Here is a 12,269-nt window from a genome sequence, read left to right on the forward strand (position 1 = left end):
TGCACGCATGCCCTTTAGTTCTTGCCATTGGAGGGCAAGAACGCGATTGATCGACGGGAAGGATGCCCGAATGCCCCCTGCTAGAAAACTCACCTCCCATTTGGCCGCCTTGGCCCTCGGTCTAGGCTTGGTCAGCGCGTTGTGGTTCTGGGGAGCGGCCCCCTCACCGGTGGAAGCAATTCCCCATCTTATTTCCCAGCCGCATCCCTATGATTTCGATTGGCCCGAAGTCTATATGACCCTGGCCAACAAGTGCGGCGGATGTCATCGCCCCAACTCAAAACGCGTCGACCTGAGTACGTACGAATCACTGTTGGCCGGTAAGGTAGACAACGATCGTTTGGTAGTCCCGGGAAATCCCCAAGACTCGGCACTAATGATGTACATCGAATGGGATGAACATGCCCAGCCAGGCTCTGGTATGCCCCGCACGCCGGAAATGCCACCAGACAAGATGGAATGGCTTACCCAAGGTCAGCAGGAAGCCATCTATCGTTGGATTGAAAACGGTGCGCTCGAATACGCGCTGCCCGAGAACTGCAACATTACGCCCCTGACCGAGATGGAGTTTCCCTCGGCCAAGCAGTGTCAGGCCTGCCATCCCAAGCAGTACGACGAATGGTCTCGCTCGATGCACGCCTATGCACAGCATAGCCCCGTGTTCGAGGCCTTCAATCTGACTCTCATGGAACGCACCAGCGGAACACAGGGAACCTTCTGTACACGCTGCCACACACCAGTCGGTACCGCGCTAGGCGAAAACGGCAACCGCCGTAACGTCCATCGCTCTAGAATTTCGATGGAAGGGGTCACGTGTGTCTCTTGCCACCGTCGCAGTACCAAGCACTATAAGGCCAGCGGTCGCGTTCCTGTCGAACCCGGCAAGTTGCTCGATGCGTGCATGTACGGTCCCTTCGACGATGCCGATGGCGGCCAGGCAATGGGAACGCATGAATCGAAAGGGCTGCCTTACATCAAGACTTCGCAATTCTGCGGCGAGTGCCACGACGTCACCAACCCGCAAGGGGTTCGTCTGGAAGAAGCCTTCAGCGAATGGCAAAACAGCCCCGCAGCCAAACAGGGAATTACCTGCCAACAGTGTCACATGGGCCCCGTCCAAGGCGTCCCCTTCCAAGATTGCGAACGTCCCCTTGGACGAGCCGCAGTGGTGCCTAACGTGCCGGAAGACCAACTACCGCTGCGTCGGCTTACCGATCACACGTTCGCCGGTCCTGACTATTCGCTGCTTCCCGATACCGAGTTTCCAGAGAAGCTCGACTGGATGTACGAGAAAGACTATCGCGATTTGGCATCGCTATCAGACTACGAGAAGGAAACCCTTACCGAACTTCGCAAGAAAAACCGCCATAGCCTCCGTATCGCCAGTGAAAAGCGTTACGAAGTCCTTTCTCAAGCGGCGGACCTCTTTGTGAAGGCGCCTCAGACCGCTCGTTGCGGCGGCAAGGTCGATGTCGATGTCGAAGTCAAAAGCAAACTAGCCGGGCACAGCTTTCCCACCGGATTCACCGCCGAGCGGCAAGTGTGGGTATCGACCCTGGTTCAAGATGAACAAGGGCGGACCGTCTTCAGCTCCGGCGATCTCGACGACAACGGCGACCTCCGCGACGAACACAGTCATGCGGTCCTGGCCGGCAAGGTTCCTTACGATCGATTCCTGCTCAACTTCCAGAACAAGTTCACGGCCCTAACCGCCGAAGGCACCGACCGTTCGGTGATCCTTTCAGTGAATCGCCACCTCACGCCAATCAACATCGTGCGACCCGCCGAAGGCATCTCAGCTTCGTTTGGTCGTCCGCCCACATTCCGTATCGCCAAAGGCAGCCTGGCCCCTCTTTCCAAGCAAGGGCAAAGCTATCCGGTCCGTCTACCCAACGAGCCTGGCACCTACCATGTGACGGTACGTCTGAACTTCCGACATCTTCCACCCACGCTTCTGGATCGCATCGGAACGCCTCACTTGAAGCATCTGCTTGAAGTCGTCGTCCTTCAAGAATGGTGTGGCACGATCGAGGTCACCCCATGACCGCGAACGCCACTTCCAAAGTTCGGCAGCTCTTCGCTTCGGCGTGGTGCACAGCGATCCTATGCTACGGCTGCGTCGCTCTGGCCGACGAGACCATGTTTGATGAGCCGCCACTGCCTGGCCGATCTGGTAACCCAATTCGCCTAACGACACCTTCAATTAATCGAGCGAGCTTCGAGCCGCTAGACAACTCGCTGCTTCCTCCTCGGGTCGAACCGATCGAGACGCCACCAAATACTCCGTCGGAAACGCCGCAGTTACTTCCGCTTGCCACCCCCGAGAATCCGAAGAGCAATTCCTGGAAGGACGAGCCATTACCTCCTCTGGAAGAAGAGCTTTGGCACCACGGTGGCTCGTATCTGTACGCACCTGAAGGTGACCGTCTGGGTTGGCCCTGCGAGGACGAGAACACGCACTCGACCCTCCTACGAATTCCCGAAGACTTTGTCGATCCAGAACCCTTCACGCTGTTTACCCAGTTCGAAGGAGAAGAACCGATCAAGCAGTATTCGCTCGATTGGTTCGGCCCCGAGGCTTACAACTGGGAACCACGTTTTGTTGCCTACGGCGGATACCAGGCCAGTGCGATCGCGTACAAACAGGGTGACACACGTAGCGACGGCCTGGGCCATCAACTGCTGGTGGACTTGGACCTGCGTCTGACCGGCACCGAGCGCTTTCATGTGCAATTTCGCCCCCTCGGCAAAGACAACACCGGCGGCTCGTACTATCGCTTCAGCGATCCTGCCGGGTACATCGACAACAGCACCGGCGTGCCTCAGCGATTCTGGTTCGAGGGCGAACTCCACAGCATGTTCTCTGGCTTCATGGATCCGTTCGCAGTCCGCGATGTGCACATGGTTGGCGGGAAGTTTCCCTTCGAGTTGCACAACCAGCTTCTGATGAACGACGAAATCTTAGGCGCCGTGATCAACAAGAACACGCTCTTTGTCGGCAATACCAGCAACATCAACATCCAAGCCATCTATGCGGCAAGCGATGTCGACAATGTGGCCGACGACAATAGCCGCATGTATGGAACCAACTTCAGCGTCGACTACAAGAAGGTCTTTTACGAAGGATCGTATCTATTTGTCGAAACGCCTGATGCCCCCGACCGCGACCAACATTTTGCCGCGCTCAGCCGCACCAAATTCCATGGCCGGCTGAACTACGCGACCCGGGCCCTCTTTAAGTTCGGCGACGAAGCAGGCACCGGATCGGGCGAGTTGTTTGTCCTGGAAACGAACTACACCTACCTGATGCCTGCCCATCCGCTGGGTATCGAGTTTGGTGTCGCTTATTGCAACGTGTACTATGCGACCGACGGCTGGAACTCTGCCGGTGGTGGCAATTTCAATCGCCTGCGAGCCGCGTTCGATGTGAACCCACTTGTGGCGATCTCTACAGGCAGCAACTTAGGAGACAATTACGGTGCCTCGCTAGGTGTCCAGCTGTTCCGTCATAACGAAGATGAATCGATCGCCCCGGAAATCGCCTTCCAGACACCCAATGGCGACCTGGTCTACGGCTTTGGTCTGCGTTATCAGCGAAAGACGGGCAAACGCTCGTTCTTCGAGGTCTTAGGGCTGGTTAACCTCTCAGACAACGAGTCGCAACGCCGCGATGGCGTGTTCGTCTCCGAAACCATTCTCTTTTAAGCGGTTGCGTTAAACTTCCGCAGCCAAGCTTCCTCGCTCTCTGCAATCGACTACAATCGGGCAAGCCCCTGCCCTTTTACCTTCGATTGATTCGAGCCATGATACGCCATTTCCTTTCCGTTACTGCGGGCATCTCTCTCTTGCTGATCAGCGTTCCCCTTATTGCTGGGGAAGCCGACGAGCTGACCAGAAAGATCAACGCGATTAGCGCCGAAGAAACCGGCTATCCCGAAGCAGTTCAAGCCGTCGCGGCCCTCAGCAAGATGAATGCCGAGGCCATTCCAGAGGTGTTGGCTGCCATGAAACAGGAACGCCCCGTAGCGGCCAACTGGCTACGCGGCGCCGTCGAAGCAATCGCCGATAAAGCGAGGCAAGAGGGTTCTCCGATCTCCAATGATACGCTCATTGAATTCATTCAAACGCAATCGCACTCTGCCAAATCGCGATCGGTCGCGTATCACCTTCTCAAGCAACAAGATGAAACGGCTGCCCTGCAGTTGATCCCCAGCTTTGAAAACGACGCCTCACTAGAACTACGATTGCTGGCCGTCGAGAAGCTGATGGACGACGCCCGAGCGAACCTTGCGGCAGAGAAAACCCAGGAAGCCATCGCGACCTATCAGCAAGCGCTGACCGCCACACGCAACGCCCACCAGGCCAGTGTGATCGCCGATGCTTTGAAGGAACTGGAAGTCGAAGTCGATACGACCGAGCATTTTGGTTTCCTCAAAAACTGGCACGTCATTGCTGCCTTCGAGTTCGCCAAGGGAGATGGTTTCGACGCCGTGTATCCACCGGAAAAAGAGATCGACCTGGCGGCCACCTACCCCGGCAAACTGATCGACGAAATTCCAGCCCCGGCCAAGTGGCAGCCTCTGAAGCTGGGACCGGGAGAGAAAAGCGTCGATTTCAACAAGGCCTTTGCCCCAGTCAAAGAGGTCGTCGGCTATGCCGTCACGACCTTCGATAGCGACCAAGCGCAGGAAGTTGAACTGCGTTGGGGTTCGGCCAATGCGACCAAAGTCTGGGTCAACGGCGACTTGGTCGCGTCCGACAAGGTCTTTCATGCCGGAGACAATTTCGACCAATACTCGGCCAAGGCCAAGCTGAACCCAGGCGAGAACACCATTCTCGTCAAGCTCGTCCAGAACGAACAAACGCAGTCGTGGACCAATGTCTGGAAGTTTGAACTGCGGGTATGCGACCATCTTGGCACGGCCATCGCTGATGCAAAACCTTAACCTCCAACCCGGAAAACAACCGATGCGGATCCTCCTTAGTGTGCTGTGCCTGACCGCGATGGCATCGAGCGTAACCGCCGATTGGCGACAATTTCGTGGCAACGATACCACCGGGTCCTCGGCGTCGTGCGAGCTTCCCGACAAATGGTCGGCCGACGGCGAGAACGTCGCCTGGAAAGTCGAGTTGCCCGGCCGTGGCCCTTCGAGCCCAATCTTGGTAGACGGCAAGGTCATTGTCACCACCGCTGACGGAGCCGATCTCGAACAGTTGCATGTGCTGTGCTTTTCCGCTGCCGATGGCAAGAGGCTCTGGCAACGCAATTTCTGGGCGACCGGTCGCACCTTTTGCCACCCCCAAACCACGCCTGCCGCGCCCAGTCCGGTAAGTGACGGCAAGTACGTCTACGCATTTTTCGGATCGAGCGACTTGGTATGTCTCGACCTGGATGGAAATTTGAAGTGGTATCGCGGACTCGGACACGAACACCCCAAGGCCGGCAACGATGTGGGCATGGCCAGTTCGCCGATCGTCCTCGACGATACGGTCGTTGTTCAGATTGAAAACCAGGGAGATTCCTTCGCCGCCGGCATCAACGCCGAAAACGGACAAACGCGGTGGTTCTTACCTCGATCGGAACGAGCCAACTGGGCATCTCCCATTGCGTTGAAGTCTGTCAATTCCGGCGACCAAAGCGTGGCCCTATTGCAGTCTGGCAGCGGAGTCACGGCCGTTTCGTCTCAGAGTGGCGATATCCTATGGGAGCTTGGCGGCGGCGCCTCGACGATTTCGACTTCGCTTACCAACGGCGAGCAAGCGTTCATTGTCTCGAAAGGCCTGACGGTCCTCGATCTGAAAGATCCTCGCGTTAAGCCAGAGATTGCCTGGGAAGCCAACAAGCTGAATCCCTCGTCGATGAGCCCCATCCTGCATGACGGTAAGATTTACACCATCAACGGAACCGGCGTGCTGAATTGTGGCGACGCCGAAACAGGCGATCTCGACTGGGGCCTACGTCTCAAGGGGAAGTTCTGGGCAACTCCGGTCATCGCCGGCGAGAAACTGATTGCGATCAACTACGACGGATTGGCCATGATCGTCGATATATCTGGCGAGAAAGGCCAAATCCTGGAAGAGATCGAGATGGGTGAGAAGATTCAAGCCAGCCCTGCCCTGGGCAACGATGCCATGTACGTCAAAGGGGAACGCCACCTGTGGAAGATCGCAAATACGCAGTAAACTAAAAGGGAAAACTCGCACCCCTCAATCGCTTGAAGATACACCGTGGCTTCTGAAATCTCCATTACTCCGTGCGGTCCCATTACGGGATCGATTCGTCCTCCCGGCTCGAAAAGTCTTACTAATCGAGCTTTAATCATCGCTGCGTTGGCCCAGGGTCAATCGACGCTGACCGGTGCGCTGGAAAGCGAAGACACGGAAGTGATGATCGATAGCCTGCGCCGCATTGGCGTTTCGATCAGCCACGATCCGGATCGTCATACGCTGACGGTCGAGGGAAACGGCGGCAAGTTTATCGGCGACAACACGGAAATGTTTATCGCCAACAGCGGAACCTCAATGAGGTTTCTAACCGCACTGGCAACCCTTGGCGAAGGAAGCTTTCGCCTGGACGGAATTGCCCGCATGCGAGAGCGCCCGATCGGCGATCTGATCGAAGCCCTCCAACAACTCGGGGCCAACATTCGGACCGAACAAGACAACGCCTGCCCTCCGGTGCTGGTTGACGGCCAGGGGCTTCCCGGCGGACAAGCCACGATCGCTGGTAATATCAGCAGCCAGTACTTGAGCGGCCTTTTGATGGCATCGCCCTACGCTTCCAGCGAAGTTCAATTGCAGGTCGACGGCGAATTGGTTTCGCAGCCTTATGTCCGGATGACGACCCAAATCATGCGAGACTTTGGCGCTACGCTCGAAGAGAACGATGGTTGCCGGTTTGTCATCCCTGGCAGTCAGACCTATCGTGGACGCGAGTATGCGATCGAGCCCGATGCTTCCGCTGCGAGCTACTTCTGGGGAGCCGCCGCCGTAAGTGGCGGCAAAGTCACCGTGCAAGGGCTTTCCCGCGATGCGCTGCAAGGAGACGTCGGTTTCTGTGAAGCCCTCGCTCAGATGGGCTGCCAGGTTGACTATCAGGCAGACCACGTTACCGTCACCGGGGGTCCCCTTCGCGGGATCAACATCGATATGGGCCAAATCAGCGACACGGTCCAAACCCTGGCCGCGGTAGCCCTGTTTGCTGACGGGCCGACCACCATTACCGGTGTTGCTCATAACCGCCACAAAGAGACCGACCGAATTGGCGACCTGGCCTGCGAGCTTCGCAAACTGGGCGCGACCGTCGAAGAATTTGAAGACGGGATGACCATCACCCCCGGAAAGCTTCAACCGGCTCAGATCGAAACCTATAACGATCACCGCATGGCGATGAGTCTGGCCTTGGTCGGACTCCGTCAGGCAGGCATCGTCATTCTCAACCCCGGCTGCACCAGCAAAACCTACCCTCGCTACTTCGAGGACCTGGCCCAGCTTTGCGGTAGTTAAGTGAAGCCCAGCCGCTGGCAAGAAAAAGAAAAAGCCGCACTAAGCGGCTTAACTTTCAGAATCGACGCTTAAGTCGATTCTTTCTCACATCGGACCCAAATCCATTAATTGGGTCCGAAGGTTGCCGGGAAGTGCGTACTGGTGAGTCCTCTTCCGAGGAACGCATCGGCCTTGTGTAGAGCATCGTCCACGGGGTTAGCCAGTGGAGTACCGATCATATCAGGGTCATGCGAAATAAAACCAGCGCCGCAATGCTGACAGGAAACTTCCAGGCCGAGATATTCGACCTTAACCTGCAACTTTCGGCCACACGTAGGGCAGGGTTGGACGAAGTACGTGACTTTACACACGACGGCATCTCCTACTACCTCAACTTCGGATGGTGGCTATCGAGAGACGACGAGCTCGATAACGTTCCCGCAGTATAGGAAAAGCTCCTCAGAAATCAATCGAAAAAAAGCAGTTACGGTATCTCAACCCCACTTAACAGCCATTACTAGGGAATTTAAACCAATATTACTGCTATCTAACTCCTTCTTCTCAATCGCTCTAAATTAACCATATTCGGCTGATATCTCGGGGTTACGAGTTTTTTACCCGATTTAGTGGGGTGCGCTAACTATCTTCAATGTGTAATCTATCCTTCTAAAGAGTGGGGCAGACGTACTTCAAAGTTACAGAAATAATTTCGGGAATCGTGCAAGAGAGTCGGGGGATAATCATGCACTGGCCTAAGATCAGCTCAACCATTCGCGTCCTGCTAAGCACCTTTTGCATTGGGTTAGCCTGGGGCAATGTCGCGTCCGCCGAACCGGTTCGACCAGATTTCTCAACCCTAGAGCATCTTGTTGAGCAGTACTTTTATCACGCGCGTGATCGCAGAAAGCCAATCTTGCTGACCCAAAGTCAGGTTCTCGACCTGATGGAGTCTTTGCGAGGGATGCATATCTACATTCCCGGCCGCAACCAGATTGCCCGGAGCTTTCCCCACGATCGCGAGTTCTTCACGCGGTTCGTACTCGAGGAACTGAGCCGGGAACCGACACCCGAATTTCCCGACGACCCAACCTTCTTGCTGCAAAGAATCGATGCGATGTGTACGTCGCACCAGTCGATCCGCCAACTGATGCGGATTTCCGGACAAGGCGAAAGCTTTTCCTCGACGTGGATCCCGGCAGATGCCCTTTTTCCTTCGCTGGATAAGAAGCAGTTAGAAGATCTACTCGAAGAGCACAACGTAAAAAACGCCGCCCAGGCAAGCCCCAGACGGCGTAATTATACGATCGAACATTTGCTGGAAGCACTTAAAAGTGCCTACCCACCTGCGGCTGAAACGGCCACTTCGACGACCTCATTTGACGCGGCGGGCCGATAGAATCTTCACCGGCTCGCGCGGCAAATTGACGAATCCGTCGCTCGACTTAACTTCCACTTTGGAAATGGCGTCGACGACCTCCATGCCCTCAATCACTTCGCCGAAGACGCAGTACCCGAAGCTGCTTGAATCGTCGGTTCCGATGTGATCGAACGCCTTGTTGTCGGCACCGTTAATGAAGAACTGACACGTCGAACTGTGGATGAAGCTGGGATCGCGCGACATGGCGATGGTGCCCCGCTTATTCTTGAGGCCATTGGTGGCCTCGTTTTGAATCTCGCTCTTGGTTTCGCGAGGATTCATACTGGGATCGAATAAGCCTCCCAGGATCATGCCGTCGGGCTGCACGTAGTGAAAGACCGTCCCGTCATAGTGCCCGGTCGAGATATAGTTCGTTAGAAAATTGTCGACCGTCGCCGGAGCCTTCTTGGCATCCAACTTGAGATGAATGTCCCCTTGGGTCGTTTTCAGGATGACCTCCGGAAACTCTTCTCCGCGAAAGTCAGAGCGTGCCGCGGACTTGCCGTCGATGTCGGTTGATACGGTGTGCGAAGTCCTATCCGACGTGCCAGAGCCAGGATCGTTGATACTGACTGCCGGTGGATCGGCCGAATCAGATGATCCACAGCCAGCGGAAAACAAGCCAAGACAAACGGCCAAGCCAAAAACGGCTGCCGACGATGATAAGTGCGGGAACTTCATCAAGCACGCCTCCCTGCGTTACGCCTGAGGGTGAAATGAACGGATCAGGTTCATGTTCGGGTCGGAATTTGTGAGATATTTTCAGGATTTCTGAGAATCGTGCAACATGAGTTTCGCAAGTCGCTCAATCTTAATCTAACCACCCCAAATACCCCATGTACGAATACATCCAGGGATGGACCCATGGATTCAACGCGGAATAGCTCGCAGAGATCGCAGAGAATAACAACAAAACGGCAAACAGAAGTTGGCCCCAGCGAGCATTCTTCCATCGATCGAGTACCGGAATCATCGCGGTCAACCACATCGGAATCAGCCAGAAAGCCCATCGAAAGCCAGACGTCATCCCGCCGTAATTGCGATCTTTCAGCGGACGGAACACATAAAACAAGACGCAGATTAATGTCAATGCAACGATGAACCCGGCAACCTGGCGGTGGGTCCCCTTCTCGCCGAGCCACAAACCGAGCCCCAGCAGCGAAAGCAACCAGACCGGCGTGAGCGATAAAATTCCATGGTGGCCTAAGGTCACATGAAACGCATAGCGGCCGATCGACTTCTCGCCCAAATCGACCCCCTTCTTCACCCCTGGCTTCCAATAACTGGTGTCGTAGTCGTACCAGTTGTCCCAGTCACGAACTTCGATGTTGTTCTCCGTCCGCTGCACGGCATAGCGCCGGTCGATACCCATGTCGAGCACTACCCAGCGGTTGCCGGTCTCGCGGGTGATGATCTCGGCCTGCTGGCTAAGTTCGATGCCGTGGTTCTCGAGAACGTCTTTGAGCACCAGCGGTACTTCCTTTTTATCTAACGCCCCGTGCAGCTTCGTTTCGAGCGTGCCCAGCACTTCGCCATCGGCGCGATGCGCATAAGGAGGTCGCCACGACTGATGCGCAATGTAATTGGTGAGTAGCGACGCACCTAATATCAACGCCGCAGCCGGCACGCCATAGACAAGCGTCCCCACCGGTCGCTTGATCAGCATCGCCAGGCCGAGCAGTCCAAAGAAGCTGAAAGCCGGCAGGTCGTTCACCGCCGCACAGGCCGCAAAGAACCCAGCCCCCAGCAAATATCGAGCGTCCCCCCGACCGTCGCACCACACGCGCAAACCGCAATACAACGCAATGGCTACGCTTGTCGCCGCCAAAGAGTGATTGTTGATAGTAACCGCGTATGTGGTCAGAAACGTCCCGAAGGCGACCGTTGCGACAATTCCAATCCGAGCGAAATCGGACTTCGCGTAGCGCTCGACAATCCAGATGGTTGCCCAGAGCAGCCCGAATAGAAGCAGCCCATTGGTGGCGATCAGGACCGCCCGACCTACATAGAAGGGATGCTCCGAGATCTCCATGCCGACGGTGTTCTTGATCAGCCAGTACTCGCCAGCCAACACACAGGCCATCAGCGGCGGCTTGCTACTGTAGTAGTGATACTTCCCATCAGGCCCCAGATGATAAACCTTGTCGATCGAATCCCAGTAGCGGTCTTGAATGACTTCGTCGATGGCAAACGTCTGGTGATCGACCAATGCTCGGACCGTCGCCCAGCGGCTACGATCGTTCGCACTGAGAAACGGGTGCCGACCATGCTCGGCGGTTACCGCCCATATTCGTCCGACCGCATTGCCCAGACACACCGCAATCAATAGCCAATAGATGGCCCAGCGCAGCCGGTCGGCGTCGGTCCACGAACGATCAGGCTTCCGAGAAACTCTAGTTGGCTTCGTCACGCACGCCTACCTTTTGCGAGATGAAGTACGACTTGGTCTGCGGAGCGATCGCCGAACGAATGATTTCAGCCAAAAGACCCACGGTGACGAACTGTGTCCCTAACAAAAGCGACACAATCGAGTAGTAGAAGATCGCTCGCTTGTGCAGCTCTATCGGCTCTTCGGCTCCGATCAGTCGGTCGATTATCCACCAGCCAGAGAGCCCGAACAGTCCTATAAAACCGAGGGAAAAGAACAGCAAACCAATGCCACCCAAGAGGTGCTGAGGCCGCTGCCCGTAACCGGTAATGAACGCGACCGTCGTAAGATCGAGGAACCCTTTGAGAAACCGCCGCACTCCGTACTTCGAGTGGCCGAACTGCCGGGCCCGGTGATTGATCACAATTTCTCCCACCTTCCAACCGTGGGCCGCGGCCAGCACCGGGACAAAACGATGCAGCTCGCCATAAAGGCGGACCTCGTCGAAGATCTCGCCGCGGTAGCATTTCATACCGCAGTTGTGGTCGTGCAGCGTTACACCGGTAAGCGTGCTGACCATCCAGTTGAAGACCCGCGACGGTCCGACCTTATGCCATGGGTCGTGCCGAACTTGCTTCCAGCCGCTGACCACGTCGTAGCCGGCGTCTAGTTGTTCCAGGAAACGCGGGATCTCTTGCGGATCGTCCTGCAAATCGGCATCCATGGTGATGATCACATCCCCTTGGGCTTCCTGAAAACCAGCATCCAAGCCGGCCGCTTTGCCGAAGTTACGGCGAAACTTGAGCCCTCGAATGCGGTCGTCTTTCTCGACCAGCTTCGAGATTGCCTGCCACGATCCATCCTTCGAGCCGTCGTCGATGAAGATGATCTCGACATCGTAGTTGTTGGCCGTGACGACTTCGCAGATTTCTTCGTGCAGTTTGTCGAGACTCTCGTCTTCGTTATAGACGGGGATCACCAGAGACAGCTTCATTGACT

Annotated in this window: 10 protein-coding genes; 7 read left to right on the forward strand and 3 right to left on the reverse strand. The window is 56.0% G+C overall.

Going from position 1 to position 12,269, the window contains the following annotated elements; all coding sequences use genetic code 11:
- Positions 1 to 70 precede the first annotated feature (70 nt).
- From HOV93_RS04850 to HOV93_RS04880, 7 genes are all read left to right on the forward strand, one after another.
- Complete coding sequence (locus HOV93_RS04850) at positions 71 to 2,044, forward strand: multiheme c-type cytochrome (protein ID WP_207395336.1); 1,974 nt, start codon at positions 71 to 73, stop codon at positions 2,042 to 2,044.
- On the forward strand, positions 2,041 to 3,705 hold the full coding sequence (locus HOV93_RS04855) for a hypothetical protein (RefSeq protein WP_207395337.1): 1,665 nt from the start codon (positions 2,041 to 2,043) through the stop codon (positions 3,703 to 3,705). The genes HOV93_RS04850 and HOV93_RS04855 overlap by 4 nt, the downstream gene beginning before the upstream one ends.
- A gap of 98 nt (positions 3,706 to 3,803) precedes the next feature.
- A complete protein-coding gene (locus HOV93_RS04860) occupies positions 3,804 to 4,946 on the forward strand; it encodes a hypothetical protein (RefSeq protein ID WP_207395338.1) in 1,143 nt (380 codons plus the stop codon).
- Between the two features lie 22 nt (positions 4,947 to 4,968).
- Entirely contained in the window at positions 4,969 to 6,183 is a 1,215-nt protein-coding gene (locus tag HOV93_RS04865) for an outer membrane protein assembly factor BamB family protein (protein ID WP_207395339.1), read from the forward strand.
- Positions 6,184 to 6,228: 45 nt separating this feature from the next.
- On the forward strand, positions 6,229 to 7,506 hold the full coding sequence (gene aroA, locus HOV93_RS04870; protein ID WP_207395340.1) for a 3-phosphoshikimate 1-carboxyvinyltransferase: 1,278 nt from the start codon (positions 6,229 to 6,231) through the stop codon (positions 7,504 to 7,506).
- A 227-nt stretch (positions 7,507 to 7,733) separates the two neighbouring features.
- Positions 7,734 to 7,934, forward strand: coding sequence for a hypothetical protein (locus HOV93_RS04875; RefSeq protein ID WP_207395341.1), 201 nt, complete (start codon positions 7,734 to 7,736; stop codon positions 7,932 to 7,934).
- A 293-nt stretch (positions 7,935 to 8,227) separates the two neighbouring features.
- Positions 8,228 to 8,881 carry a hypothetical protein gene (locus HOV93_RS04880; RefSeq protein WP_207395342.1) on the forward strand — a complete coding sequence of 218 codons (654 nt, stop codon included), beginning with the start codon at positions 8,228 to 8,230 and terminating at the stop codon, positions 8,879 to 8,881.
- On the opposite strand, the gene HOV93_RS04885 is transcribed toward HOV93_RS04880, so the two are convergent.
- The 3 genes from HOV93_RS04885 to HOV93_RS04895 form a co-directional block, all read right to left on the reverse strand.
- Positions 8,858 to 9,583, reverse strand: a complete 726-nt coding sequence (locus tag HOV93_RS04885) for a peptidylprolyl isomerase (protein ID WP_207395343.1) — start codon at positions 9,581 to 9,583, stop codon at positions 8,858 to 8,860. The genes HOV93_RS04880 and HOV93_RS04885 overlap by 24 nt on opposite strands.
- A 130-nt stretch (positions 9,584 to 9,713) precedes the next feature.
- On the reverse strand, positions 9,714 to 11,312 hold the full coding sequence (locus HOV93_RS04890; protein WP_207395344.1) for a hypothetical protein: 1,599 nt from the start codon (positions 11,310 to 11,312) through the stop codon (positions 9,714 to 9,716).
- Positions 11,296 to 12,264: a glycosyltransferase family 2 protein gene (locus HOV93_RS04895; protein WP_207395345.1), complete on the reverse strand. Its 969-nt coding sequence runs from the start codon at positions 12,262 to 12,264 to the stop codon at positions 11,296 to 11,298. The genes HOV93_RS04890 and HOV93_RS04895 overlap by 17 nt, the downstream gene beginning before the upstream one ends.
- Positions 12,265 to 12,269: the final 5 nt, after the last annotated feature.

This window comes from Bremerella alba (assembly GCF_013618625.1).
Lineage (GTDB): Bacteria > Planctomycetota > Planctomycetia > Pirellulales > Pirellulaceae > Bremerella > Bremerella alba.